We start from the raw sequence: 24,805 nt of genomic DNA on the forward strand, positions 1-24,805 counted from the left end.
CTAGATACCCCTCACCCGAGGCGTGCCGAACTCACGGTACCCCGCGGGGCGACCGTCGGCACCTGCCGGCAGCGGATTGATGCCCGGCTTCTCCCGGTCCGCCGGAGACGCCTTCTCCCAGTTGAACTCCGCGAACTCGGCCACCTGGCCCGCCAGCTCGCGCCACACGTCGACCGCGCGCTTCCAGGTGGACTCGCCACCCAGCTCACGCGTCAGCTCCCGGACCCACTCCCAGCCCGGGACGACGTCGCCCTTGGGCGGGTACGCCTTGCGGAAGCGCTGGATGATGCCGTCCTGCTGGACGAACGAGCCCTCGTCCTCCACGGGGACGGAGGCCGGCAGCAGCACCGTGGCCTGCGCGGTGATGGCGGACTCGGTGAAGGCCTGCGCCACGAACACGTCCAGCTGACCGGCGGCCTCCGCGAAGGCGTCCACGTTGCCCGGCACCTCGGTGCCGATGGCGTAGAGCGCCTTCACCGTGCCCGCCTTCAGCGCGGTGGTGAGCGCGTCGAAGGTCTCCAGCTTGAGGCCCAGCCCCTTCGCGATGAGCTCCAGGCCCTTGCGGTTGGGGTTCTTGTCCGCCGTCATCAGGAAGTGGTCGGCGGGGCCCGAGGCACGGCCGCCCACGTACACGGTGGACACACCCAGCGTGCCCTTGGCGAAGCTCAGCCCGGCCAGCAGGTCCTCGTTGGAGGCCAGGGGCGAGGCCAGCACCGCCAACTGCCTGCCGCCCTGCACCGAGCGCAGCGCCTTGGCCGCGGCCTGGACCGCTTCCTTGCGCGTGGTGACGGGTACCGCCTCACCGGCGCGGCTGGCGCGGCGGCCCACCTGCGCCTGCAGCACGCGGCCCAGGTTCAGGTACTTGTAGGTGAGCCGGCCTTCGTCGCACATCCAGCTCTTGTTGATGGCCTCGTTCTCCCGCGGGCGGTAGCGGTACGAGTCCTGCGACATCCAGTCCACGTAGGTGGTGCAGCCGCGCGAGCAGCCGGTGCACACCGACGGGGTGGCGGACAGGAACCACGCGCGCGCCTTGAAGCGGAAGTCGCGGCTGAGCAGCGCGCCCACCGGGCACACGTCCACGGTGTTGAGCGAGTAGTTGCTGTCCAGCTCGCTGCCCGGGAACACGTCGATGCGCTCGTGGCTGCCGCGGCCGAACACGCCCAGCTGCGGCTCCTGGGCCACCTCGTTCATCACGCGCACGCAGCGGGTGCACATGATGCAGCGCTCCTGGTCCAGCACGACGCGGGGCCCCAGCACCTTGCGCTTGTTCTTGAGGGCCTTGGTGCCCTCCAGGCGCGAGGGCCGGTAGTCGTACTTCATGTAGTAGTCCTGCAGCTTGCACTCACCGGCCTGGTCGCAGATGGAGCAGTCGACAGGGTGGTTGAGCAGCAGGAACTCCATCACCGCGCGCTGCTGCTCCTTCACCTTCGGCGTGGTCGTCTTGACGACCTGGCCTTCGGCCATGGGCGTCTGGCACGCGGGCACCATCTTGGGCGCGTTGGACGCTTCAATGAGGCAGATGCGGCAGTTGGCCGCGATGGAGAGGCGCGGGTGGTAGCAGTAGTAGGGGATGTCCGAGCCGACCGCCTTGGCCGCCTCGATCATGTTCGTCCCCGGCTTCACCACGACTTCCCTGCCGTCGATGGTGGCGGTGATGAACCCCGGGTTCTTCGGCGCCGGCTTGGGCGGCGGGCCGGAAGGCGGCTTGGGCGGCGGCGTCCCCGTGGGGCCGCTGGCGGCGGCGGGCGGGGTGTCCAGCTTCGCGCCGGCGGGCGGGTTGGACGGCTCCGGGCCAATCTTGGCCGCGGGCGTGTCCGTGGGCGCCCCCTTCGGAGGCGGCTGCGCATCACCGGTGGGCTTCTTCGTGTCGTTGTCGCTCACTGCTCGACCTCGCCGCCGATCATGTTGATGGTGTCAAACGTGGGGATGAGGTCCGCCAGCATCTTGCCTTCGATGATGTGGGGGACGGCCGCGAGCACGGGGAAGCCCGGCGCGCGCACGTGGACCTTGTACGGACGGCCGCGGCCGTCGCTCACCAGGTACCAGCCCAGCTCGCCGTTGGAGGCCTCGGTGGCGTCGTAGACTTCACCGGGGGGCACTTGGATGCCCTCCATCACCAGCTTGAAGTGCGACATCACGCCTTCGATGGTGCCGTAGACCTCGGGCTTGGGCGGCAGCGCGATGCGCCAGTCATCTACGATGATGGGGCCCGCGGGGATGGTGTCCATTGCCTGGCGCAGGATGCGGATGGACTGGCGCATCTCCTCGAGCCGGACGAGGTAGCGGTCGTAGTTGTCGCCGTGCTCGCCCAGCGGGATGTCGAAGTCGAGCCGGTCGTAGACCCAGTACGGCTTCGTCTTGCGGATGTCGTAGTCCACGCCGCACGCGCGCAGGGCGGGGCCGGTGTAGCCGAACTCGATGGCGTCCTCGGCGCTGATGACCCCCGTGCCCTTCGTGCGGTCCACGAAGATGCGGTTGTTCGTCAGCAGGCCTTCCATCTCGTCGAGCAGCGCCTGGCCCTGGTCCAGCGACTTGTGGACGCGGGCAATCCAGCCCTCGGGCAGGTCACGGTTGCTGCCGCCCACGCGGCCGAAGCTGGTGGTGAGGCGCGCGCCCGTCAGCTCGGCGGTGCGGTCATGGAGCAGCTCGCGGAACTCCATGGCGAGGAGGAACGGCGCGAAGCCGCCCATCTCCAGGCCGGTGGCGCCCACGCACGTCAGGTGGTCCGTCAGCCGGTGCAGCTCGGAGCCGATGACGCGGATGTACTGGGCGCGCTCGGGAATCTCCAGGCCGATGAGCTTCTCCACGGCGTTGAGGAACCCGAAGTTGTTCATCATCGCGGACAGGTAGTTGAGCCGGTCCGTGTAGGGCAGGCACTGCGTCCACGTGACGTTCTCGCAGCTCTTCTGGAAGCCGCGGTGCAGGAAGCCGATCTCAGGGTCGATCTTGACGATCGTCTCGCCCTCGAGCTCCACCTTCAGCCGCACGGTGCCGTGCGTGGCCGGGTGGGAGGGGCCCATGTTGATGACCATCCGCTTGGTCTGCAGATGGGCTTCCAGCTCCGACTCGTGGGCGTACGCGTCGGTGTCGGGGTTCGGCGCTTCGGGCTTGAGGGTGTCAGCCATGGATGTCCTCGCTCAGGAGAGCCCGCTGGTGCCGGGGCCGCGGAAGATGTCCTTGATGGGGCGCTCGGGGATGAGCGGCTGCCGGTCTCTCAGCGCGTAGTCCTTGCGCAGCGGATGCCCCTCGAACTCGTCGTAGAGGAGGATGCGGCGCAGGTCCGGGTGCCCGTCGAAGCGGATGCCGTAGAAGTCGAAGGTCAGCCGCTCCCACCAGTTGGCGCCGCGGAAGAGCGGCACCAGGGTGGGGACCACCGGGTTGGCTTCGCTCACCCGCACCTTGAGCCGCACGTGCTCGTGCCGCTTGAGGGAGTAGAGGAAGTAGACGACCTCGAAGCGCGGGTCGTTCTCCGCCAGGTGCAGCCGATCCACGGCGTCGATGGAGCCGAACAGCTTGAACTCCAGCTCCGGGTCGTTCTTCAGGAACGCGGCGACCTTCGGGAGCGAGTCTGCATGGATGACGGCCCAGGCGCCTCCGGTCCGGTCCACGTAGCGATCCGCCACCGCCTCTGGGAGCTGGGCGGAGACCCTGTCCAACGCGAAAGTGCTCAAGGGGGCCCCAATGACTAAGGGAGAAGAATCCGCGGCTTTATAAGGAGCCCTCGGCGGGTGCGTCAACGTAAACCCTCAACCATGTAGCCCACTTAGGAGGCCCAGAAGCGGGCGTTGCGCGAAACCGGGCGGGTGGGTGGGCGGCGGTCCGGACAGGGGGTGGATCAACCGGTCGCGAGCCCGGCCGGGGCTTGTCCCACAATGACGGGGCCGGTGCGGACGCCCACCCCCATGCGCAGGACGGGGTCGCCTCGGGCGGTCCGGGCGGCGTTGACGCCCTCCAGCTCCACCACCATGTCCAGCGCGCAGCGCACCGCGCGGAGGGAGTGCTCCGCGTCGTCCAGCGGCGCGCCGAAGTACACCATGAGCGCGTCCCCGATGAACTTGTCGAGCGTTCCTCCATGGCGGAACACCACCTCCACCATGCGGCCGTAGTACGCGTTGAGGACCTCCACCACCTGTCCGGGCGGCATGCGCTCGCTCAGCGCGGTGAAGTCCCGGAGGTCAGCGAACAGCACCGTGACTTCCCGGAGCTCCGGGGCCAGCGAGTTCTGCCGCTGCAGTCGCTCTGCTACTGAGGGCGAGAAGTAGCGGCCCGGGCGGGCGCGCTTCAACTCCTCCCGGGAGACGGCGGCGGTGAGGGCGCGGATGCGGCCCAGCAGGTGGTGGGCGCCGGCCGCCATGATGCCCAGGAGGACGACCGCGGCCACCTGGGCGCCCACGCCGATGGCCGCCTCGTCCTGGAGCCGGACCACGCCGACGGCGGCGACCGTCATGGCCACCACGGTGACGGAGCGGCGCAGCGACAGGGCCGCCAGCAGCACCAGCACGGTGTAGATGCCCAGCGTGAAGCCGGCCACGCCGCCTGGAGAGGGGGATACTGGAATCGCCAGGTGCTGCATCCAATAGATGACGGGCGCGTCCACGAAGGCCAGCGTCAGCCCGGCCCACGAGGCGCTTCGCGGCCAGCGTGACACCGCCACCCGTCCAGCCACGGTGCACAGCCAGTAGATGCCCAGGGGCGCGACGTAGACCGCCCAGTCCGCCATGCCCCGCGCGACACCTTGGTACAGCGCGACGCCCAGCAGCAGGGGGACTGCCACCAGTCGCAGCCGCGCCATCTGCCGTGCGTTGTGATGGCGCTCGGCATCCAGCGCCTGGCTCACCAGGTCCTGGCTGTCGTCGGGATGGGCACCGTGCGGTGACGCAGGGCCCTCGCTGGCTGCCATTCGAGGCGGAGTCAAGGCCCTCCATTCTGCAATGACCTCGCGCGGAGCGCACCTTGGCGGGGGCGGTCGTCCGGCCGGCACACGCCTGTTTCAATCGGGTATAGAAGAGGAGGTCATGCCCGAATCCCCCCCTTCCGGCATTCTCCATTCCTGGTGGCCGCGCCTCCTCGTGGGGGCCGCGCTGGGTGTGTTGCTGTTCGTCGCCGAGTCGTGGTTGCTGCTGCGCTCGGGTGTCGTGGGCATGGACATCCCGGTGGATGGCCCCTACGCCGCGTTGATGGCGGCCGTGCGGCCCGTCATCCCAGGCCTGCTGTTGCGCGTGGCGGCCGTCTACGCCGTGGCCGGCATGGTGCTGACCGCCGCGGGGACGCTGCTGGCGCGTGCCTGGGGCCGAGGCGGGGCGTGGGCGACGCTGGGGCAGGGGCTGCTGCTGTTCGCGCTGCTGGCGTGGGACCGGGCCATCGCGCGTCCGGCCCTCTTTGATGACCTGCCCGCGCTCCGGCCGCTGCTGGCCTGGCTGGTGGAACATGGCGAGCCCTGGCATCCGCGCGCGGTGTTGGCGGCCTGGCTGGTGGCGCACGCCGCGGTGTGGGTGAGGCGCTCTGGGCAATGGCGGCGCGCGCTGTGGGGCGGCGCGGCGCTGGCGGGCGTGGCGGGGCTGCTGGTGGTGGGGAAGGGGCTGGCTGGACGCGGCGCGCCTGGGCATCCGCTGGTGGTCGTCATCGGCATCGACGCGTTCCGGCCGGACCGATTGAAGTCTCAGGGCGGGTCGGGCGAGGTGGCGCCCCATGTGGAGCGCCTGCTGGAGGACGGCACGCTCTTCACCCGCGCGTACACGCCCATCGCCCAGACGGAGCCCGCGTGGCGTTCGCTGCTCACCGCGCGGTGGCCGCACGAGACGGGCGTGCGCTACTCGCTGACGTCCGACTCGCGGATGCAGCTCCAGCGCACCTTCGCGGAGTCCTTCGCCCAGGCGGGGTGGCGCACGGTGTTCGCCACCGACTGCTCGCGCTTCCACGCGGAGGGGCCCGCGTCCGGCTTCGAGACGCGCCTGCAGCCGCCGCGCGGGGCGGTGAACTTCCTCCTGGAGAAGCTGCGCTACCGCGCGCTGGGCATGTTCGCCGACCACGCGCCCGGCGCCGCTTGGCTGCCCGAGTTCATCGACAACCGCGCGCTGGCGGGCATCCATGACCCCATGGGCTACGCGGAGCGGCTGGCCGCGCGGCTGGTGGACGAGTCGAGCCAGGGCCCCACGCTGTTCGCCTTCCACGCGACGGCGGCGCACTTCCCGGGCGACCCGGTGCATCCCTTCTACCGCCGCTTCGTGCCGGCCTCGGAGCCGCTGGAGCGCCGGCTGCGCATGCACTTCGCGCCGGTGTCCCCGGGCGCGAAGGGCGGCTGGAACCGCGCGGGCGCGGAGGCGCTCTACGACGAGCTGATTGCCCAGGCGGACGCGCAGGTGGGGACGCTGCTGGACGCGCTGCGCCGCTCGGGGCGCTACGACGACGCGCTCATCCTCCTGATGTCGGACCATGGCGAGAGCTTCCACGCGGACCGCGACGACCTCGCGGGCGCCACGCCGGTGCATGGCGCTCGGCTGTCGGAGGAGGAGAACCGCATCCTCCTGGCGGTGAAGCCGCCCAAGGGACGAGGCGCGGCGCCGGCCCTGGTGGACTCGCTGGTGCGGCTGGTGGACGTGGGGCCCACGCTGCTGGAGCTGTCCGGGCTGCCGCGCCTGTCGGACGTGGACGGCGTGTCACTGGCGCCGCTGCTGCGCGGCGAGGACCTGGCGCCGCTGGCGCTGTACGCGGAGACGGGCTTCACCCACGTGCTGCCGGAGGTGTTCGACCCGGGGCACTGGCCGGGGGCGCCTCGCTCCTTCGACGCGTACCGCATCCGTCCGGATGGCGTGGTGGAGATGGGGCCCGCGGCCCACGTCCGCATCCTCCAGGAGAAGGACGTGGGCGCCTTCGACGGCCAGCGCTGGTGGGTGGACCGGCCCCAGGCCAACGGCACGGTGCTGCGCGCCTGCCAGGGCGACTGTGAAGGGCCGGACGCCCACGCGCTGGAGGCGTGGTTCGACGGCGTACAGGGCCGGACGGCGGCGGGAGGCTGGCGAAAGGTGGCCGGCCAACGCCCTGGGGCCGCGCATCCACAACCGCGTGGCGGGTGACGTCGGCCAGAAATACCAGGGCCCCGGCGCTTCCACTGACTGAGGAGGGAAGCGGGCGGGGCCCTGGCGGTACCGCGCGTGGGGCGCGTTACTTGTTCATGGACAGCAGCAGGTTGTGCCGCGCGGCCGTGGGGTTGGCCTCCTCGCGGTCCGCGATGCGGTGGACCTGGTTGCCAATCTTGTCCTGCAGCAGCATCAGGCCGTCGAGCACCTGCTCCGGGCGCGGCGGGCAGCCGGGGATGTACACGTCCACCGGGATGATGCGGTCGATGCCCTGCAGCACCGCGTAGTTGTCGTAGAAGCCGCCCGAGGACGCGCACACGCCGAAGGCCACGACCCACTTGGGCTCGGCCATCTGCTCGTAGACGCGCTTGAGGATGGGGGCCTGCTTCAGGTTGATGGTGCCCACCACCATCAGCAGGTCCGCCTGGCGCGGCGAGAAGCGGGGGAACTCCGCGCCGAAGCGGGAGATGTCGTGCCGGCTGGCGGCCACGGACATGTACTCCATGCCGCAGCAGGCCGTGGCGTACGGATAGGTGAAGAGCGAGTACTTGCGCGCCCAGCCCAGGCCCTTGGAGACGATGGACTGGAGCCAGCCCATGGAGTCGTCACGGCGCGTGGTAACGATGTTTGCGAGGTCTGCGTCAGCCATGATGTCTCAGCTCTCCCAGTCCAGGGCGCCCTTCTTCCAGATGTAGATAAGGCCGACCAGCAGCGTCGCCGCGAAAACGAGCATCTCCACGTACCCGAACCAGCCGAGCGCCTGGAAGTTCACCGCCCAGGGGTACAGGAACACCGCTTCCACGTCGAACACGATGAACAGCAGGGCCACGACGTAGAACTTCACCGCGAACCGCTGCCGCGCCGGGCCGCTCGACTCGGAGCCAGCCTCGAAACTGGTCGCCTTGATGGCGCTCGGGCGGCGAGGACCCAGCCGCGTGGTGATCTGGGGAATGAGCATCGCCATGCCACCCGCCAGCAGCAGGACGACGGCCAGCGGCAGGTATGGCGTGAGGGGAGTCGGAGTCATCGCGCGCGGAACCTAATGACACCGCGCTCGCCATGTCAAAGGGAAAGTCCAGGGGGCGGCGCGCCAACCCCTTGAGATAACGGCGAAAAGCGGTGTTCATGACGCCCCAGGGCGCGCCCGGCGAGGATCAGCCGCCCGCATGGGCCCCGTCCAATCGGCCGGTTTGACGCTCCGCGAAGGGACGCCTACCGTCCGAGAACCGCCGGCCTCCATCCGGCGTGGAACTTTCTCACCGGGGAGATGGCAAGCATGTGGGGCCGGCTCGGCTTGCGGACGCAGGTGGCCATCGCGGTGCTCGTGCCCTGCCTGGCGGTGGTGAGCTTCTGCGTCGTGTACTTCCCCATGCACCAGCGGGAAGTCACCCTGGAGTTGCTCCAGAAGCGGGTGCGGGTGGTGGCGCGGCTGATGTCACAGCACCCCGCGCTCCTGGCCGCGGACGGCACGCCGGAGTCCATGGCCCGGGTGCGGGACGTGTTGTCGATGCTGGAGGCCCCCGAGGCGCTGAACGAGCGCAGCGGCTTCACCCTGCGCTACCAGGGGCTGGTGTTGGCGGACGGCGCCGTGCTCCATGAGCGCGGCTCCATTCCCGCGGCGGTCCGCTCGCTCGGCGTGGAGGGGCTGGAGGGCTGCATCACGTCCACCCGACGCGAAGAGGTATCGGTCCGCTGCGCCAGTGGTGAGCGCCTCTACGTGGCGAGCTTCGGCGTCCAGGAGGCGCTCAGCTCGGTGGATGACTTGCGGGGCGCGGTGCTCGCCGGACTGGCGGGCGCGCTGGTGCTGGGGCTGGCCTTGTCGCTGTTCATCAGCCGCGCCATCGCCGAACCGGTGGCGCGGGTGACGGAGGTGGTGCGGGACGTGGCCCGGGGCGACATGTCGCGCGGGGAGCTGGACGTGCCGGCCACGGGCGAGGTGCGCCTCATGGCGCAGTCCTTCAACAAGATGCTGGGCACGCTGCGCAGCTCGGTGATGGAGATGGTGTCGCGCACGGAGCAGCTCTCCGGCGCGTCGCGCGGCCTGCTGGGGGCGTCCGCGGACCAGGAGCACGTCATCAGCCAGCAGGCGGCCTACGCGCAGCAGATCGCCGCCACGTTCGAGGAGCTGAGCCGCACTGCCGAGCAGATCTCCAGCTCCACGGAGGTGGTGGAGTCGAGCGCGCGGCGCACCCACGAGGCCGTGGCGGAGGCCATGGCGGTGGTGGCGCAGGTGGTGGCGGGCATCAACGACATCCGCACCGAGTCCAAGGGCGTGGCGGACGCGATTGTCGGCCTCAACCAGGACCTGCAGCAGGTGTCGAAGATTGCCCAGGTCATCAACCAGGTGGCGGAGCGCTCCGACCTGCTGGCGCTGAACGCGGCGCTGGAGGGCACCAAGGCGGGCGAGGTGGGGCGGGGCTTCTCGCTGGTGGCCGCGGAGATGCGCAAGCTGGCGGAGAACGTGTCCGCCTCCGCGCGTGACATCGCCCGCATCGTGGAGAAGGTGCAGGACTCCGGCGAGGAGGCGGCGGCCAAGGCCCGCGTGGGCATGGCCACCAGCGACCGGGGCGTGGAGGTGGCCGAGCAGGCCTCCTCCGTGTTCCAGCGCATCGTCGAGCTGGCGCGCGGCACCAGCGAGGCGGCGCGGCAAATCACCATCGCCACCCGGCAGCAGCGCCAGTCCAGCGAGCAGGCCGTGCAGGGCGCCCGCAACGTCGCGGAGCTGGTGAAGCAGGGCGTGGACGCGACGGGCCGCACCACGCGCATCGCCCAGGACCTGCAGGCGGTGGCCGAGGGGCTCACCGCCGTCACCAGCCGCTTCAAGACGACGCGGAGCTGAGGCTCACTCCCGCTGCCAGCGCAGTTGGAACTCCACCTCGTCCACGCCATCCTCGCGCTCGTGCTCGATGTTGAAGAGCGCGTCGGCGGGGATGCGCAGGCGCTCGCCAGCGACCTGGATGCTGAAGGCCTTGCCCGCCTCGATGGCGTCCGCCAGCCGCCGCAGTTTCGCGACGAAGTCCTTGCGCGGGTACGTCTTCTCCAGGTCTCGGTCCGCTCGCTTCTCCTTCGCCTTCTTCTGCGCCATCGTTGAGGGCTCTTTCGTCCAGGGTTTCCCTGAATGATGGCATCGCCCGCGTTGAGCGCGCAGCCCGAATCCGCGCCGCGTTCGAGGCGCGCGTCAGCCCATCAGCCGGTGGAGGCTGAGGTCCAGGCGGCTCTGGACCAGCCCCAGGAGGCTCTCCACCTCGCGCCCGTCCAGCTTCAGCCGGGTGGCCAGCTCTCGGTGAGTCCCTTTCAGGAGCCGCTCACGGGCCTGGGCCACGTGGCGCGCCACACTGGAGCGGGGCTCCGCGTACAGCGTGGCGATGCGGTCCATGGTGAGGCCGTGGAGATGGTGCAGGCGCAAGAGCGCGCGCTCCCGTTCGGACAGCGTCGCCAGCGCGGCCTGGAGGGATTCGGACAGGGCCTGCCGGGAGTGGGCCTGGAGCACGTCGCGCTCGGGGTCGTCCCGGGACAGCAGTTGCTCCAAGGCCTCCGGGGGCGTGGAGGTCTGCTCGTGGCGGCCGGCCTGCTCCAGCAGCTCGCCGCCGACGCGCGAGGCGACGATTCGCACCCAGCCGCCCAGCGAGCCACGCCCCGAGTACTCCGCGATTTTCGGCGCGCCGCCGTGGACGCCCAGCAGGAGCCGCTGGCGCGTCACCTGGAGCACCTCGTCCACCATCGCCGTGAGGTGCCGTGACAGCCGCGCGGCGACCTTCTGGAGGACGTGCTTCTCGAAGAGCTGCAACGCCTGGGGCTCTCCCTGGGCGCAGGCACACGCCAGGTAGACGTCCGCGGCGTGGAGCTGGTGGAGCGCGTCCAGGGACGTGCCTTCCGTGCGCAGGTGCCGGCCCACGTGGCGAAACAGGGCCGCGGGCGCCAGGGGCACGGTGGGCCACGCCGCACGGCCTGTATCGAGCAGCTCCGTGAGCAGGGCCTCCAGCGCGGGCGCGGGCGCGGAGCGCAGCGCGTCGTGCAGTGACTCGGGAGCCCCCGCGAGCAGCAGCGACGTCAGCGTTTCCGGCGCCTGGCTCATCGGTTGACCTTGCTCACGCGGGGCAGGTGACGCGCCTGCCAGGCCACGAGCTCATCGTGCTCGCGCCGCGCGCGCAGCCCCTGGGCTTCCAGCCACGCTTTCGCCTCGTGGATGAGGGCCGTGGCCTGCTCGCGCCCGTCCGGGTCGGGCCGCTCCCACAGGGCCCTCGCGAGGAGGAAGGACACTCGCGCGGCCTCCTTCCGGTCCAGCCACACGCGCGCATGGATGCGCCGTGCGCGCTCGAGCAGCGGGACGGCCCGCTCCGGCGCGCGCAGGCCCAGGTGCGCCTCGCCGAGGCAGGCGAGGTCGAGCGCGGCGTCCGGGCTGTCGTCACCCTGCGCGGCTTCGTCCAGGGCCAGGGCGCGCTGGCAGCGGGTGAGCGCCGCTTTGAACGCGCCCGTCTCCAGGTCCACCCGGGCCAGGTCCCGCTCCACGCCGCACGCCACCACACTGTCGGTGCCGTTCTCCTTCTGGAGGATGCTCAACGCCTGCGTCAGGTTGCGCCGCGCCACCGCTGGCCGGCCCGCGCGCAGGTGGATGAGGCCCAGGTTGCGCAGCGACATCTCCAGGCGCGGCGAGTCCTGTCCCACGCTGCGTTGGATGCGCTCCAGCGCCTGCTGGTTGTGGGCGAGCGCCTCGTCGAGCCGGTCGGAGTCATAGGCCACCATGCCGAGTCCGCCGAGCGCGGTGACGGTGCTGGGATGGTCCGGCCCCTTGCTGCGCTCGAAGATGGCCAGGGCCCGCGCGTAGTGGCTCCGGGCTTCCTCCAGGCGTCCCTCGCGGCGCAGCAGGCCCGCCAGGTTGTTGAGTGGCGCGGCCAGGCTCGCGTGCTCCTTGGAGCGCGCCGCCTCCAGCAGCCTCAGCGAGCGTTGGAACGTCTCGAGCGCTTCCTGCGTGCGGCCCAGGGAGAGCAGCTCGGTGGCGATGTTGTTGAGGTTGAGCGCGAGCACCGGGTGCTCGGGGCTCCACTGGCGCTCCTGGAACGCGTAGGCCTGGGCCTCCCGGTAGAGCCCCAGGGCTTCCTCCGCGCGGAGCTGCCGGGAGCGGACGCGTCCCAGGCCGGTGAGGAAGTACGTCACGCGAGGCCGCGAGGGGCCCGCGGTCCGCCGCGCCAGCTCCAGGCCCTGGGTGAACTCCGCGTCCGCTTCGTCCAGCTTGCCCTGCACCAGGAGCAGGCCGCCCATGCGCAGGTGCAGGTCGGTGGCGATGTGCGGGAAGCGCTCGCGGCCCAGGCGCTCCACCGCGGCGCGGGCGTGGTGCACCAGCCGGTTCGCCTCGTCCATGCGCGCCATCTGGTCGCCCACCACCCACAGGAGGAGGTTCCAGACGCGGGCCACTGTCTCGTCGTCGCGGCCCGCCTCGGCGGCCCAGAGCGCCTTGTAGAGGTGCTCCTCGGCTTCCTTGGGCTTGCCCGCGAGCCCATGGGCATAGCCGTGCAACGTGAGGACCTCTGCCTCCAGCGGGCGGTAGTCCAGCCCCTGGATGTCCTGGAGCAGGGCCGTCGTCTCCTTCAACGCGCCGGGGTGGTTGCCCGCGTCCATGTGGGCCCGCGCCTCGGCCAGCTTGCGTCGCGCCGCGTCCACGCGAGGCCGCAGGGCATCCGGAGGCTGGGGCCGGTTCGCCAGCTCCGGAGCGTCCCGGCAGCCGGAGACGCCCTCCAGTGACGCCACCAGCTGCGGCGCGTTCTGCACCGTCCGCGCGTCCGCCTTCTCCAGCACGTCGACGACGGCGGCCAGGTGCCACAGTCGCGTGTCCAGGCACGCGGCCGTCTGCCATGAGGCGTTGGCGTCATCTCGCGAGGCCGTGCACGCGTCGGTGCGCAGCGCGCGCCACGTGTCCGCGTGTCCGTCCAGCGTGCTGGCGACGGCTTCCCACGCGGCGGCGGCGAAGGGCTTTCCCGTGGCCAGGAAGGCCGCGTGGATTCGCTCGCGGCGCTCCGGCCCCCAGATGGTGGTGAGGCGCTCCGCCTCCCGCTCGCAGCCGGCCTGCCTCCGGTGCGCCGCCACGTAGCCCACGGTGAGTCCCAGCGCACAGGCCACGGCGGCGGCGCCCACCCAGGCCAGGCGCCTCCCGGTGCGAGGGGCCAGCTCGGCCAGCAGCGCCTCCATCGTCGGGAAGCGTTCCTCCGGCTGGGCTCGCAGGCCCCGCAGCACCGCGCGCCGCACACGGGCCGGGATTTTCGCTTCGCGCTCCGGCGCGCGGATGCGTCCTTCCCGCGCGGCCTGACCCAGTGCTTCCAGCGTCCGGCCCTCGAAGGGGCGCACGCCGTGGAGCGCTTCGTACAGCGCCACGCAGAAGCTGAACTGGTCCGAGCGCGCGTCCACGCCGTGGCCCTGAAGCTGCTCAGGCGCCATGTACGCGGGGGTGCCCAGCAGCGCGCCCGAATGGGTCAGCGGCGAGTCCACCCACGAGGCCGGCGCCGTCGCCAGCTCCAGGCTCACAGGCGCGGCGTGGCCGAGGACTCGCCGGTGGGACGGGCGGGCCAGACCGAAGTCCGTCACCCGCACGCGACCCTCCTTTCCAACGAGCACGTTGCCCGGCTTGAAGTCGCGGTGGACCAGCCCGGCGGCGTGGGCGGCCGCCAGTCCCCGGCCCGCGTCCACGAACACGCGCACCACGTCCTGCCAGGGACGCGGCGACTCCAGCCACTCCGCCAGCGACGCGCCCTCCACCAGCTCCAGCGCCAGGAAGACGCAGTCGCCGCAGACGCCCACGTCATGGACGGTGACGACGTGCGGATGGGCCAGCCGGGCCAGGGCCTGGGCCTCGCGCAGCAGCCGCAGCCGCAGCTCCTCCAGGTGCCGGCCCTCGGGGCGCAGCAGCTTCAGCGCGACCCTTCGGTCCAGCTCCGGGTCATGGGCCGCGTACACCTCGCCCATGGCGCCCCGGCCAATGCGCTCCTGCACCACGTAGCGTGAGAGCCGGGTGCCCGGAATCACCAGGGGCCCAGCGACGGGCGGGGGCACGGCCTCCGACGCACTCGCGCCCAGGGCCAGGTGCTCCTGGCAGCGCTCACAGCCTTCCACGTGGGCCAGGACGCGCGTGCGGTGCGCGTCCGGGAGCGCCCCTTCGAGGAAGTCGCTCAGTGTCGTCTCGCTCGGGCACCCCATGGAGGCCTGGAGACTATCAAATTCCGGGAATTTTCACTTTTGCCCGCCTGTGACGGCTCAGGCCTGGGCGCGGGATTTGAGCCGGGCGAAGAGCTCGGGAGGCATGGAGGCGGTGCCCAGCCTGTGGTCGGCGGAGATGGCCTCGCCGTGGAAGTCGCTGCCCGCGGTGGGGACCAGGTCCAGCTCCCGGGCCAGGCCGAGGTACTTCTGGCGCACGCTGGGGTTGTGGTCCTCGTGGAGCACCTCGAGGCCGGCCAGGCCCATCTGGGCGAGCGCGCGGATTTCGAGCCGCTCCATGCGCGACGAGCCCGGGTGGGCGAGGGTGGCCGTGCCGCCCGCGTTGCGGATGAGGCGGATGGCGTCCTCGCCAGCCAGCTTGACGCGCTCCACCCAGGCGGCGCCGCGCGTTCCCAGGAAGCGGTCGAAGGCCTCCTTCACGTCCACCACCCAGCCCCGGTCCACCAGCACGCGGGCCAGGTGGGGGCGGCCCAGCTGCGCGTCGCCGGCCACCGCCCGGACGTGCTCCATGCGCACCGGGTAGCCCAATTGCCGCATGCGCTCCAGCAGGGCCTCCATGCGCTGCTCGCGCTCCAGGCGGAGCCGGTCGGCGAAGCGGGCGATGTCCTCGTCGTCTGGCCGCAGGAAGTGCCCCAGGATGTGGCACTCGCGTCCATGGATGAACGCGGAGATTTCGATGCCCGGCACCAGCTCCACGCCGTGGGCGCGCGCCGCCACCTCGGCCTCGGCCAGGCCCGCGACGGTGTCATGGTCCGTAATCGCCAACACCGTCACCCCAGCGGCGGCCGCCCGCGCCAGCAGCTCCGTGGGCGCATATTGACCGTCGCTGGCGGTGGTGTGCGAGTGCAGGTCAATCACGGCGGGCTCCGGGGTGTGGGGTGAATGTTTCCCATACGCGACCTGTGCCGGGTTTCACACCAAACTTGCGGCATGGGGGGTGCCGCCGCCACCCGGAGTGTGGCTACTGTCCGAGCCCTATGGGCAAGAAGTCCGATACGACCATCGAGAACCGGGTCTACCTCTTCGAGTCACTGGCGAGCAGCTACGTGGCGTCCGCCACCGAGGTCTTGTCCTCGGAGGACCCCGCGGTGCGGCAACGCGCGCGCCGGGCCCTGGCGGAGCTGGCCTTCGTGTCCTGTGTGATGGCGGACACTTCGCATCTGCCCGCCGAGCAGGTGCGGGCCCAGGTGCTCGGCGCGCCCGAGCGTGTCCCGGAGGCGCCTTCAAAGGTCTCCGGCGGCGCGGCCCGGAAGCGCAACAAGTAGCGGCCCCGGGTGCCGTTCGGGTGGTATGCCGGCTGCGCCCTTTTGCTTCGAGGAGCGCCGACATGAGCCTGCCGCAGACGCCCGCCACGGGCGTGGTGATGACGCTGGTCAGCCAGCCCCAGTTCAAGACGCAGCTCACCCATGGCCCGTCGGGCAGGGTGAACCAGACGGAGGCGCCGCGCGACAACGGGGGCACCGGTGGCAGCTTCTCGCCCACGGACCTGGTGGGCGCGGCGCTGATGTCATGCGCGGTGACGACGATGCACCTGTTCGCCTCGCGTGAAGGCATTGCCCTGGGCGAGGTGAGCGCCCGCGTGGAGAAGCGGATGACGCCGCCGCCGCGCCGCATCGCCGAACTGGTGCTGGACATCCAGATGCCGGCCGGCCTGTCCGCCGAGCACCGGGCCACGCTGGAGAAGGTGGGCCGCGAGTGCCCGGTGGCCCGCAGCCTCCACCCGGACGTGAAGCTGCCGCTGACGTTCAGCTACCCGGACTGAAGGACGCCCAAGGCACCGCGCCGCCTTGGCGCGGGCGCCCCGGGCGGACGGCTCAGGCGCGCGCCGCGCCCGCGCGCAGGTTGACCAGGGCGATGCCCACCATGATGACGCCGATGGCGAGCAGCGTGGGCAGGCTCAGTTGCTCGTTGAAGAAGAGCAGGCCGGAGAGCACGCCCGTCGCCGACAGCACGTAGCCGAACTGGCTGAAGTACACCGGGTCGGCGACGCGCTGGAAGTGGAAGTAGACGCGGTAGCCAAGGCTGGTGAAGACACACTGCGCCAGGATGACCCGCCACGCGGAGGGGCCGGCCGCCAGGGGGCCGCCGCTCGCCAGTTGCAGCGGGAGCAGCGCGAGCGAGCCGCCCAGCAGCATGCCTCCGGCCAGGAGGGTGGACTCCACGCCCTGTGGCATGTGGAGCTTCCGGTACACGTTCCCCGCGGCGATGCTGATGGGGGTGCAGAGGGCCAGGGCCAGCCACGCGGAGGCGCCCAAGCCGCCCGAGGCCTCGCGGCTCAGCACCAGGAGGGCGGCGCCCACCAGCCCGACCAGGATTCCGGCCAGGCGGAGCGGCCGGTAGCGCTCGATGCCCAGGCCCCAGGCGAAGGTGTACGTGAAGAGCGGCGGCAGGGTGTACACCAGCGACGTCAGGCTGGTCCCCATGCGCTGCATGACGATGAACGTCACGGTGTTGGGGATGGCCACGCTGAGCACGCCCGCAATCAGGCTGTAGCGAAGCACCGGCCACGTCGTGGCCGCCCCGGTACCGGCGGCGCGGCCCGCGGCGGCGACCAGCGCCAGCCCGCTGCCCAGCGCGGGCCAGAAGGCGAAGGCCAGGGGGGACCAGCCCTCCTCGCGGGCCACGCGTGACATGGGCAGCATGCTTCCCAGCAGCATGCCCGTGACGATGAGCAGCAGGAGCGGCGCGTCACCCAGTTGGCGGAGCCGTGACGCGGAGGCGGTGGGGGGCTGCATGGGGGCCGTCAAAGCGTGGTGCCCAGCGCGAGCGCCGCGGCCCAGAGGCCCCCGCGCGAGAAGCTGAAGCCCAGGGGCGCGTCCAGGTTGATGACGAGCCGGGCCTCGGCGAAGCCCGCCGCGCCCGTCAGGCGGACGTGGGGGATGAGCGCGAAGTGGGTGGGGTCCATCTGCGGCGTCGCCGTCGCGATGTAGATGGCCTGGAGCGTGGCGCCGACGATGACGTTCGAGGAGACGTCCACGTTCGCGGCGCCAGAGAGCTGCACCACGGCGTCCGCGCGCCGGCCGCGTGCCTCGGAGAGCTGCACGGACATGGGCAGGCGGCCGTCCAGGCCCAGGCGCAGGCGGCCCGTCCGCCAGCTCGCGTCCGCCCAGGGCGTGAGCCCCAGCAGGCCAGGCGCCACCAGGCTGAAGGCGCTGTTGCCCCGGAGCGTGGCGGCGCGCCTGAGCAGGGCCGAGCCGGCGGCGTCCGGGTCGGTGATGAGGGTGAAGGGGAGCACCAGCCCCGCCCCCGTGCGCACCTTGATGTCGTCGTCCCACAGGACGGTGCCCAGCCCGACGGAGGGGTTGCCGGCCTGGAAGGCGGTGCGGCCTCCGGCGCGCGCGGGGGCATAGGCGAACAGCCAGGCCGCGCTGAGCGTCCATCGCTCGGTGAGCGGGACGCTGGCGAAGAGCGCGGGGGCGAGCACCGTGGTGGCCTGCCCGTCGAGCGTCCCGGAGTAGGCATACGTCTCGTAGGCCAGGGCGAGCGGCGGTCGCCGGGGCTCGGCGCTCCGGGCGCTGGGCGCCGCGAGCAGGAGCATGGCGGTGCTGAGGGTGACGAAGAGCGTTTTCATTCGGAGGGACGGCGGGGGAAGGCGGGTATCGGGCGCGCGTGGCGGCGGGCACTGCGCAGGAGCGGAGGTCCCCGGATGCCGGTGGGCACCCGGGGGGAGGGCGGGTTCCTTGCCGCCGCCCTCGTGCGCTGGCCGGAATTCGTGAGGGAGGCCCGGCAGCGCCGCGGCCACCACGCTCGGCAGCTCGCCCTGGCCACAGGAGATGACGCCGGTGATGGGCACGCTCAGTGAGCGCGCCACGTCCTTGATGAGCGACCCCAGCTCCGCCGCGCGGCCCTCCGGCAGACTTCGTGCCGCCAGGACCTCACCTGAAAGACAGTCGCGGAGGACCCAGAGCCTGTCGTCCCCAAGGCCGGGGCACAAGCCGCCGATGCCCAACACCACCCGGCCCAGCTTGTGGGTCACCGCCTGGATGTGGGGGCTGTCCGCGACGCGCAGGGCCAGCAGGTCCTCGTACCGGTCGATGAGGTTCGTGACGCTCCGCTCGGAGATGGGAACGCCCCGCGCCCGCAGGGCGGCGTGGATGAAGGGGACGCTGCGCTGCTCCTGGTGGCGCAGCGCCCCGACGAGGGCCATGACGTCCAGGCCGAGCTCCTGCTCCGGCAGGACCCACAGGCCTTCTTCCTCGGCGCGGATGGCCCGCAGGTGCAGCGCGCAGCCCTCTTTGTGGCAGACGCGCACCTGCACCTTGAGCGCGACGACGCCGGACAGCGTCACCACGTTGCGGCGTGCCCGGTAGTCCGCGGACACCTTGCCGCCACACGCGGCGCAGTGCCTGCGCCGGTTCTCAAGCGTCACCTGTCTGCTCGCGGGGGGATGTCCGGTGGTGCGGGCCATGGCGCTGACCATCTCGTGAAGGCAGCGCCGTCAGGGACGGGCGCCGGTGGGACCGCGTGCGGGGAGGGTGGGGTGACGGCGGGGCTACGGCGCGCCGTTCGTGGCCGCCGGCGCGGGCTTCTTCTGGTTCAGTTGGATGTCGAGGGTGATGGTGACCTCCTCGCCCACCGCCACGCCGCCCGTCTCCAGCACGTCGTTCCAGCTCAGGCCGAAGTCCTTGCGGTTGATTTTCGTGGTGGCCGACCCGCCCCGCTTGGTGTTGCCGTAGGGGTCCTTCGACACCGTGTTGAAGCCCTCCACGTCCAGCACCACGGGCTTCGTCACGCCGTGGAGGGTGAGGTTGCCCGTCACCTTCAGCCCCGCCCGGGCCTTCTCCACCTTCGTCGACTTGAAGGTGATGGTGGGGTACTTCGCGGTGTCGAAGAAGTCCGGGGCGCGCAGGTGCTCGTCGCGCTTGGCGTCGTTCGTGTTGACAGTGGTGGCGTCGATGGTCGCCTCCACCTTCGACTTCGTGAGGTTCTGCTCGTCGATGTGGGCCGTGCCCGTCACCTTGGTGAAGGTGCCGCGGACGTTGGACACCATCATGTGTTTCACGGAGAAGAGGGCGACCGAGTTGGTCGAATCAATCTCGTACTCCGTGGTGGCGGCGAGCGCGGGCAGTGAGAGGACGGCGGCGGCGGTCAGGGACAGCAGGGACAACTTCATGGTGTGGCGCTCCTGGGAAGGAACCTGGGGGGAAGCTCAGCTCACGTAGATGCGCTTGTGGTCGCGCGTGCCCTGGTAGCGGAAGCCCGTGCCCGGGGCGTCCGCGGCGGGGCGCTCGTCCAGGCGCTCGCGCGCGCGCATCACGTCCTCGTACTCCGGGATGGAGAGCGCGCGGCGCCGCTCCAGCAGCGTCTCCAGGCCCAGGGCCTTGACGCGGGCCTGGGCGCCGGGCTGCACCACGCCGCTGAAGAACTCGGCGCACGAACCGCTGCCGTAGGAGAAGAGGCCCACGCACCTGCCGGACAAATCCTCCTGGGCGGTCCCCAGGAGGCTGGCCAGCGCCAGGTACATGGAGCCCGTGTAGATGTTGCCGACCTGCGAGGGCAGCATCAGGCTGTTGCCCACCAGCCGGTCGAAGCTGCCTTCCGGGGCCGGGTCGCCGTCGAGCATCCGCAGGTGCCGGTGGGCCTTGCGGGACATCTTCCCGTAGGGGACGTGGTAGACGAGCGCGGCGAAGCGGTCGCTGTAGAAGCGCTCGCCGCCCGCGTCCCCGCCGACGGCCTGGTAGGCCCGGTAGGCGCCCTCCAGCGCGTCCAGGTAGCACTGCACCGAGTAGTGCCCGTCCACCAGCGCGTCCTTGGAGTAGAGCGGCCGCCAGAAGTCCATCACGTCCTTGGAGTAGACGCCGGTCTTCCCGGCCTCGAAGGCGATGAGCCGCGGCTGGTCGGAGACGAGCATGGCCACCGCGCCCGCGCCCTGCGTGGGCTCACCCGGGGTCCCCACCCCGTAGCGGGCGATGTCCGAGCAGACGATGAGCGCCTTCTTGCCGCGGGCGCTCCCCGAGCGGACCCAGTCCAGCGCCACCTGCAGGGCCGCGGTGCCGCCGTAGCATGCGTGCTTCGTCTCGAACACGCGGCAACTGGTGGACAGCCCCAGCAGCCCCTGCACGTAGGAGGACACCGGCTTGGAGTGGTCCACCGCCGTCTCGGTGCCCACCACCAGCATGCCCACCTCAGAGGGCGCGCACCCGGCCGACTCCAGCGCCGCCCGCGCCGCGCGCGCCGCCAGCGTCACCGTGTCTTCGTCCTCCAATGGCACGCACATGCGCGTCACGCCCAGGCCGTCCACGTACTTGCCCGGCGCCACGCCTCGCGCCAGGGCGAGGTCCGCCAGCTCCACGTACGTCGCCGGGACGGCGATCCCCATTGCTTCCAGGCCTGCCTGCATTGTTTCCCCCTTGGGTATGTCTGTCGTTGGGTGTGGCACACACCGCTCCCGTGCTCCGCGGCCGCGGCGAGCGTGCCTGTCGTTGTGTATGTGATTCAGCGGCGCGCGTAGGAGCCGGTGCGCAGCTCTTCCAGGATGCCGGGCCCGCGCGGGGTCCACCCCAGCAGTTGCTCCGCGCGCCGGGACGTGAGCTGCTGGTCCAGCGCCAGCGCGTCCGCGAAGGCGCCGAACTGCTTCCGGGCGTCCTCCAGGGGCCAGGCGAGCGTGTTGCCCTGGGCCCCCGCGCCCTCGCTCGCGGCGGTGGCGATGTCCTTCACCTGTACGGAGGGGCCCTGCACGGCGACCAGCACGGTCCCCGCGGGCGCCTGCTCGAGCGCGCGCACGTAGAGCTGGGCCAGGTCCTCGATGAACACCACGGGCCAGTGATTCTGGCCCGTGCCCACGTAGCGCGCCGCGCCGTCGTCGCGCGCGGAGGCGGCGAGCATCATGGGGATGCCGCCGGTGCGCCCGTACACGATGCCCGGGCGGATGACGACGCCGTGCACCCCGGGCGCGTTGAGCACGCGCTGCTCCACCGCGGGCCGCCAGGACACGAGCTCCGCCGCCTTCAGCGGGCTGTCCTCGTCGACGACCGCGCCCCGCGTGTCGCCGTGCACCCAGACGCCGCTCGTGTAGAGGAAGCGCTTCCCGGTGCCCTCCATGGCCCGCAGCGCCGCGGCGACGGCCGGCGCGTCCACGGCCTCGCTGTTGGTCGTCGCGGTCCAGACAATCGCATCCGCCTGCTCGGTGAGCGCGGCGAGGCCCGCGGCATCCGCCAGGTCTCCAGGCAGGGCCTGCACGCCGCGGGCGGCGAGCTTGCGGCGCGCGTCGTCCGAGCGCGCCAGTCCAAGGACGTGGTGGCCCGCCCGCGCGAGCGCGTCGACGACGGCCGAGCCGATGTAGCCGGTTGCGCCTGTGACAAGGGTTCTCATGGGGATTCTCTCAGGGGTGAAGGGTGAATCACTCGACGCGCAGGCCCACCACCTGGCCCGTCTGGGCCCAGGCGTAGGCGCGCAGCAGCAACTGCCAGACGACCTCCAGCTCCTCGGCCGTCCGGGGGCCGAAGACCATGGGCGTTCCCGAGCGGGGATGCGGCACGCCCCAGCCTTGCTGGAACACCTGCGCGGCCATGTCGGGCGGGAACTTCATGTGGAGGCTGCCGTCGTGCGCCGGGTGGATGTGGGCGAACTCGGTGCCCACCTGGAACGCCGCCCGGGGACCGCGCGCGAGCTCGGGATGGAGCCAGAAGGCGCGCGCCCCGGGAACGGAGATGCCGCTGGGCGCCACGCGCACGCCCGGCAGCGCCGAGGCCCGCAGGAAGAGCTGCTCCTGCAGCGCCGTGGGGGCCTGCTGGCTGAGCTGCATGTGCGCCAGCGGCGTGCCGACAGGCGCGTCGCTCGTCTCGGGCCGCGGGCCCTGCCGTCTGGGCAGCGGGAAGCCGGGCTCCGGCGCCGCCATGCCAGGGGCGGGCGCCGCGGCGGTGGCCGGAGGCCGCGGTGCTTCCTTTTCGGGAGAGGTGCACGCGGCCACGGCCAGGGATTGCGCCACGAGCAGCCACCGCACGGAACGACTGGAACGCATGCACGTTCTATTAGGCTTGTCGTGGATTGGACACAACGCGTTGTATGGAAAAGGATTGTTTCCTGGAGAAGCCCAATGGAAGAAGTGGTGCCCTACTTCACGTTCGCCGAGGTCGTTCGCATCGGCAGCTTCACCGCCGCGGCCCGGGCGCTCGGGCTGTCGAAGGCCACGGTGAGCAAGCAGGTGATGCAGTTGGAGGCCGCGCTGGGCGTGCGCCTGCTGCACCGCACGACGCGGAAGCTGTCGCTGACGGCCGAGGGCCAGTCCCTGTACGTGCGCTGCCAGCGCATCCTCGCCGAACTGGAGGCGGCGAAGGCGGAGGCCCAGTTGCTGCGGCGCAAGCCCCGGGGACGGCTGCGCGTGAGCATCCCCATGACGTTCGGCCTGCTGCGGGTGCTCCCGGCGGTGCCGGAGTTCCTGGCGCGCTATCCGGAGATAGAGCTCGACATCCAGCTCGATGACCGCGTCGTCGACCTGGTGGAGCACGGCTTCGATGTCTGCATCCGGATTGCCCAGCTCCCCGACTCGTCGCTCGTCGCCCGGAAGCTCACCTCCAGCCGGCGGGTCATCTGCGCGACGCCCACGTACCTGGGCCGCCACGGCACGCCGCGCAAGCCCCAGGACCTGAAGCAGCACCGGTGCCTGCAGTACACCTACCTGGCGTCGGGGACGGCCTGGCGCCTGCGCGGCAAGGAGGGCGAGGTCCTGGTGGAGACGGGCGGGCCCATGCAGGCCAACAGCAGCCTGGCCCTCAAGCTCGCGGTGCTGGGCCACGCCGGCCTCGCGCAGTTCCCCATGTTCGCCGTCTGGGAGGAGCTGCGCGACGGCCACCTGGTGACGGTGCTCGACGATTATGCGCTGCCGGAGCTGTCCATCTGGGCGGTGCATGCGCCCGGCCGCACCGTCACGCCCAAGATTCGCGCCTGGGTGGACTTCCTGGCCCGGCGCTTCGAGGGCGAGCCGGGCTGGAGCGTGGACCAGGCCCCGGAGCGGGAGTGAGCTCCGGGGCGCGGCGCCCCTACCTGACCGGGGCGTTGGCCTGCCAGTCGTGGCGCATGCGGAGCTTGCTCAGCTGCGCCGAAGCGATCTGGGTCCGCTCGCCGCCGGCCGTGAGCTTCCAGGCCTGGCTCTGGGTGAAGATGAGGTTGCGCCCGCCGCGGAGGACCGTGGCCTCGAACAGCACCTCCGTCCCCAGGGGCGTGGCGGACAGCATCATGCTGTTGAAGCTGCTGGTCAGCGCGTACTCGTCGGGCCCGAGCAGGGGCAGGGTGGCCAGCATGCTGACCACGTCCAGCATGGAGTAGATGACGCCGCCGTGCAGGGTGTGGCTGAGGTTGTCGATGGCCTCCGTGACACGGAGGCTGCACTGGCAGAAGCCCGGGCGCTGTTCGATGAGCCGCAGGCCGCAGTAGCGCTGGTAGGCGTGCTCCAGCAGGGCCTGGGAGTGCGCCCGGGCGTGTTCACTGAGGGTCGTCATGGTGTCCTTTCGTCACAGGGTCCGTCCGATGATTTCCAGCATGACCTCGCGCGCGCCGCCGCCAATGGCGAGCAGCCGCGCGTCGCGGTAGATGCGCTCGACGAGCGCCGGCTCCACGCAGCCGTGCGCGCCGTGGACCTGGACCGCGTCGCGCGCGATGTGCTCGAGCGTGTCCACCGCCACGTTCTTCGCGATGGCGGACTGCGCCGCCGTGAGCTGCCGGCTGGCCTGCCAGCGCACCGCCTGGTCCACGTAGAGGCGCGCCACGCTCAGCGCCGCGTGCCGCTCGGCCAGGCGCTGGCGGATGACGGACTTCTCCAGCAGCGGCGTGCCACCCACGCGCCGCTCGCGGCAGTACGCCACGGCGGCCTCCTGGGCGAGCTCCGCCGACGTCACGGCCATGACGGCCAGGTTCAGCCGCTCCTGGAGGAGGCACTGCTGGAGCAGCCGGCTGGCCTGCTTTCCGGCGGTGAGCAGCCGCGCGGGGGTCGCCTCGAAGCGGAGCGACGCCAGCGGCAGGCAGCGCCACCCGAGGCAGTCGCGCCGCTCGTGGCTCAGGCCCGGGGCGGAGCCCTTCACCAGGAACAGGCCCAGGGCCCCCTCCACGACGGCCCCCACCACCAGCAGCTCCGCGCGTCCGCCATTGCAGATGAAGGCCTTGTCGCCCGTCAGCCGGTACAGGCCGCCGTCGGGCTCGGCCCGGCACTGGAGCGCGCGGAGGTCGGAGCCCGCCTGGGGCTCGGTCAGGGCCAGGACGATGCGCTGGTCGCCGCCCAGCACCGCGGGGATGACCTCGGCGGCCTGCCGCGCGTCGCCGCCCTGGACGGCCCCCAGGCTGACGAAGTGCGAGGCCAGCCCCATGGTGATGCCCTGGGCTCCGCTGCGCGTCAGCTCCTCGACGAGCACGCCGAGCGCCGGGGCATCCTCGGGGAGCGTGTCGGGCGCGTGCCCCAGGGCCAGCAGGCCCTCGCGCCCCGCCAGCGCGTGGAGCTCCAGCGGGTAGGCGCCTTCACGCTCCCACCCGTCTACGTGCGGGCGCACGTGCCGTTCGACGAAGGCGCGCACCTGCTGCCGGTAGTGTTCCGTCAT

At 71.6% G+C, this 24,805-nt stretch carries 23 protein-coding genes; 5 read left to right on the forward strand and 18 right to left on the reverse strand.

The features are described from left to right. The 4 genes from KGD87_RS02770 to KGD87_RS02785 form a co-directional block, all read right to left on the reverse strand. Positions 1–1,881, reverse strand: coding sequence for an NADH-quinone oxidoreductase subunit G (locus tag KGD87_RS02770; protein WP_284666009.1), 1,881 nt, complete (start codon positions 1,879–1,881; stop codon positions 1–3). Further along, complete coding sequence (nuoD, locus tag KGD87_RS02775; protein WP_284666010.1) at positions 1,878–3,125, reverse strand: NADH dehydrogenase (quinone) subunit D; 1,248 nt, start codon at positions 3,123–3,125, stop codon at positions 1,878–1,880. The genes KGD87_RS02770 and nuoD overlap by 4 nt, the downstream gene beginning before the upstream one ends. A 12-nt stretch (positions 3,126–3,137) precedes the next feature. Next, positions 3,138–3,656: an NADH-quinone oxidoreductase subunit C gene (locus tag KGD87_RS02780; protein ID WP_020478794.1), complete on the reverse strand. Its 519-nt coding sequence runs from the start codon at positions 3,654–3,656 to the stop codon at positions 3,138–3,140. A 179-nt stretch (positions 3,657–3,835) separates the two neighbouring features. Further along, positions 3,836–4,900, reverse strand: coding sequence for an adenylate/guanylate cyclase domain-containing protein (locus KGD87_RS02785; RefSeq protein WP_284666011.1), 1,065 nt, complete (start codon positions 4,898–4,900; stop codon positions 3,836–3,838). A 115-nt stretch (positions 4,901–5,015) separates the two neighbouring features. On the opposite strand from KGD87_RS02785, the gene KGD87_RS02790 reads away from it, so the two are divergent. Further along, positions 5,016–7,073 (forward strand): sulfatase-like hydrolase/transferase, encoded by a 2,058-nt coding sequence (locus KGD87_RS02790; RefSeq protein ID WP_284666012.1) that lies wholly within the window; start codon positions 5,016–5,018, stop codon positions 7,071–7,073. An 88-nt stretch (positions 7,074–7,161) separates the two neighbouring features. Here the strand turns inward: KGD87_RS02790 and KGD87_RS02795 are convergent, their stop codons facing one another. Further along, entirely contained in the window at positions 7,162–7,725 is a 564-nt protein-coding gene (locus tag KGD87_RS02795) for an NADH-quinone oxidoreductase subunit B (RefSeq protein ID WP_140790248.1), read from the reverse strand. A gap of 6 nt (positions 7,726–7,731) precedes the next feature. After that, on the reverse strand, positions 7,732–8,103 hold the full coding sequence (locus KGD87_RS02800; protein ID WP_284666013.1) for an NADH-quinone oxidoreductase subunit A: 372 nt from the start codon (positions 8,101–8,103) through the stop codon (positions 7,732–7,734). Positions 8,104–8,343: 240 nt separating this feature from the next. Here KGD87_RS02800 and KGD87_RS02805 point away from each other — a divergent pair, with 240 nt between their 5' ends. Beyond that, positions 8,344–9,915 (forward strand): methyl-accepting chemotaxis protein, encoded by a 1,572-nt coding sequence (locus KGD87_RS02805; protein WP_502887998.1) that lies wholly within the window; start codon positions 8,344–8,346, stop codon positions 9,913–9,915. A gap of 3 nt (positions 9,916–9,918) precedes the next feature. Here the strand turns inward: KGD87_RS02805 and KGD87_RS02810 are convergent, their stop codons facing one another. The 4 genes from KGD87_RS02810 to KGD87_RS02825 all read right to left on the reverse strand — a co-directional run bounded on the left by KGD87_RS02810 (position 9,919) and on the right by KGD87_RS02825 (position 15,137). After that, positions 9,919–10,161 carry an amphi-Trp domain-containing protein gene (locus tag KGD87_RS02810; protein ID WP_284666015.1) on the reverse strand — a complete coding sequence of 81 codons (243 nt, stop codon included), beginning with the start codon at positions 10,159–10,161 and terminating at the stop codon, positions 9,919–9,921. Between the two features lie 93 nt (positions 10,162–10,254). Beyond that, complete coding sequence (locus KGD87_RS02815; protein ID WP_284666016.1) at positions 10,255–11,151, reverse strand: sigma-70 family RNA polymerase sigma factor; 897 nt, start codon at positions 11,149–11,151, stop codon at positions 10,255–10,257. Next, positions 11,148–14,261: a tetratricopeptide repeat protein gene (locus KGD87_RS02820; RefSeq protein WP_284666017.1), complete on the reverse strand. Its 3,114-nt coding sequence runs from the start codon at positions 14,259–14,261 to the stop codon at positions 11,148–11,150. Before KGD87_RS02820 ends, KGD87_RS02815 begins: the two co-directional genes overlap by 4 nt. Positions 14,262–14,318: 57 nt before the next feature. Continuing rightward, on the reverse strand, positions 14,319–15,137 hold the full coding sequence (locus tag KGD87_RS02825) for a PHP domain-containing protein (RefSeq protein WP_284666018.1): 819 nt from the start codon (positions 15,135–15,137) through the stop codon (positions 14,319–14,321). 119 nt (positions 15,138–15,256) lie between these two features. On the opposite strand from KGD87_RS02825, the gene KGD87_RS02830 reads away from it, so the two are divergent. Beyond that, positions 15,257–15,544, forward strand: a complete 288-nt coding sequence (locus KGD87_RS02830) for a hypothetical protein (protein WP_140790261.1) — start codon at positions 15,257–15,259, stop codon at positions 15,542–15,544. 62 nt (positions 15,545–15,606) lie between these two features. Beyond that, on the forward strand, positions 15,607–16,041 hold the full coding sequence (locus tag KGD87_RS02835; RefSeq protein WP_284666019.1) for an OsmC family protein: 435 nt from the start codon (positions 15,607–15,609) through the stop codon (positions 16,039–16,041). A gap of 52 nt (positions 16,042–16,093) precedes the next feature. On the opposite strand, the gene KGD87_RS02840 is transcribed toward KGD87_RS02835, so the two are convergent. The 6 genes from KGD87_RS02840 to KGD87_RS02865 all read right to left on the reverse strand — a co-directional run bounded on the left by KGD87_RS02840 (position 16,094) and on the right by KGD87_RS02865 (position 22,239). Then, complete coding sequence (locus tag KGD87_RS02840) at positions 16,094–17,014, reverse strand: DMT family transporter (RefSeq protein WP_284666020.1); 921 nt, start codon at positions 17,012–17,014, stop codon at positions 16,094–16,096. Positions 17,015–17,022: 8 nt separating this feature from the next. Next, a complete protein-coding gene (locus KGD87_RS02845) occupies positions 17,023–18,687 on the reverse strand; it encodes a hypothetical protein (protein WP_284666021.1) in 1,665 nt (554 codons plus the stop codon). An 84-nt stretch (positions 18,688–18,771) separates the two neighbouring features. Continuing rightward, entirely contained in the window at positions 18,772–19,392 is a 621-nt protein-coding gene (locus KGD87_RS02850; RefSeq protein WP_284666022.1) for a YceI family protein, read from the reverse strand. Between the two features lie 36 nt (positions 19,393–19,428). Beyond that, complete coding sequence (locus KGD87_RS02855) at positions 19,429–20,619, reverse strand: hydroxymethylglutaryl-CoA synthase (RefSeq protein ID WP_284666023.1); 1,191 nt, start codon at positions 20,617–20,619, stop codon at positions 19,429–19,431. Positions 20,620–20,714: 95 nt separating this feature from the next. Beyond that, a complete protein-coding gene (locus KGD87_RS02860; RefSeq protein ID WP_284666024.1) occupies positions 20,715–21,590 on the reverse strand; it encodes an NAD-dependent epimerase/dehydratase family protein in 876 nt (291 codons plus the stop codon). A gap of 28 nt (positions 21,591–21,618) precedes the next feature. Continuing rightward, positions 21,619–22,239 carry a luciferase domain-containing protein gene (locus tag KGD87_RS02865; protein ID WP_284666025.1) on the reverse strand — a complete coding sequence of 207 codons (621 nt, stop codon included), beginning with the start codon at positions 22,237–22,239 and terminating at the stop codon, positions 21,619–21,621. 75 nt (positions 22,240–22,314) lie between these two features. Here KGD87_RS02865 and KGD87_RS02870 point away from each other — a divergent pair, with 75 nt between their 5' ends. Then, a complete protein-coding gene (locus KGD87_RS02870) occupies positions 22,315–23,238 on the forward strand; it encodes a LysR family transcriptional regulator (RefSeq protein WP_284666026.1) in 924 nt (307 codons plus the stop codon). Positions 23,239–23,257: 19 nt separating this feature from the next. Here KGD87_RS02870 and KGD87_RS02875 read toward each other — a convergent pair whose 3' ends face one another. Further along, complete coding sequence (locus KGD87_RS02875) at positions 23,258–23,716, reverse strand: PaaI family thioesterase (protein ID WP_284666027.1); 459 nt, start codon at positions 23,714–23,716, stop codon at positions 23,258–23,260. Positions 23,717–23,728: 12 nt separating this feature from the next. Then, entirely contained in the window at positions 23,729–24,805 is a 1,077-nt protein-coding gene (locus KGD87_RS02880) for an acyl-CoA dehydrogenase family protein (RefSeq protein ID WP_284666028.1), read from the reverse strand.

Source organism: Myxococcus sp. SDU36, from assembly GCF_030168875.1.
Classification (GTDB): domain Bacteria; phylum Myxococcota; class Myxococcia; order Myxococcales; family Myxococcaceae; genus Myxococcus; species Myxococcus vastator.

Coding starts and splice junctions, on each gene's coding strand:
- nuoD (WP_284666010.1), bottom strand. CDS start 3,125: ATGGCTGACACCCTCAAGCCCGAAGCGCCGAACCCCGACACCGACGCG.
- KGD87_RS02785 (WP_284666011.1), bottom strand. CDS start 4,900: ATGGCAGCCAGCGAGGGCCCTGCGTCACCGCACGGTGCCCATCCCGAC.
- KGD87_RS02790 (WP_284666012.1), top strand. CDS start 5,016: ATGCCCGAATCCCCCCCTTCCGGCATTCTCCATTCCTGGTGGCCGCGC.
- KGD87_RS02795 (WP_140790248.1), bottom strand. CDS start 7,725: ATGGCTGACGCAGACCTCGCAAACATCGTTACCACGCGCCGTGACGAC.
- KGD87_RS02800 (WP_284666013.1), bottom strand. CDS start 8,103: ATGACTCCGACTCCCCTCACGCCATACCTGCCGCTGGCCGTCGTCCTG.
- KGD87_RS02805 (WP_502887998.1), top strand. CDS start 8,344: ATGGCAAGCATGTGGGGCCGGCTCGGCTTGCGGACGCAGGTGGCCATC.
- KGD87_RS02810 (WP_284666015.1), bottom strand. CDS start 10,161: ATGGCGCAGAAGAAGGCGAAGGAGAAGCGAGCGGACCGAGACCTGGAG.
- KGD87_RS02815 (WP_284666016.1), bottom strand. CDS start 11,151: ATGAGCCAGGCGCCGGAAACGCTGACGTCGCTGCTGCTCGCGGGGGCT.
- KGD87_RS02820 (WP_284666017.1), bottom strand. CDS start 14,261: ATGGGGTGCCCGAGCGAGACGACACTGAGCGACTTCCTCGAAGGGGCG.
- KGD87_RS02830 (WP_140790261.1), top strand. CDS start 15,257: ATGGGCAAGAAGTCCGATACGACCATCGAGAACCGGGTCTACCTCTTC.
- KGD87_RS02835 (WP_284666019.1), top strand. CDS start 15,607: ATGAGCCTGCCGCAGACGCCCGCCACGGGCGTGGTGATGACGCTGGTC.
- KGD87_RS02840 (WP_284666020.1), bottom strand. CDS start 17,014: ATGCAGCCCCCCACCGCCTCCGCGTCACGGCTCCGCCAACTGGGTGAC.
- KGD87_RS02845 (WP_284666021.1), bottom strand. CDS start 18,687: ATGGCCCGCACCACCGGACATCCCCCCGCGAGCAGACAGGTGACGCTT.
- KGD87_RS02850 (WP_284666022.1), bottom strand. CDS start 19,392: ATGAAGTTGTCCCTGCTGTCCCTGACCGCCGCCGCCGTCCTCTCACTG.
- KGD87_RS02855 (WP_284666023.1), bottom strand. CDS start 20,619: ATGCAGGCAGGCCTGGAAGCAATGGGGATCGCCGTCCCGGCGACGTAC.
- KGD87_RS02860 (WP_284666024.1), bottom strand. CDS start 21,590: ATGAGAACCCTTGTCACAGGCGCAACCGGCTACATCGGCTCGGCCGTC.
- KGD87_RS02865 (WP_284666025.1), bottom strand. CDS start 22,239: ATGCGTTCCAGTCGTTCCGTGCGGTGGCTGCTCGTGGCGCAATCCCTG.
- KGD87_RS02870 (WP_284666026.1), top strand. CDS start 22,315: ATGGAAGAAGTGGTGCCCTACTTCACGTTCGCCGAGGTCGTTCGCATC.
- KGD87_RS02875 (WP_284666027.1), bottom strand. CDS start 23,716: ATGACGACCCTCAGTGAACACGCCCGGGCGCACTCCCAGGCCCTGCTG.
- KGD87_RS02880 (WP_284666028.1), bottom strand. CDS start 24,805: ATGACGGAACACTACCGGCAGCAGGTGCGCGCCTTCGTCGAACGGCAC.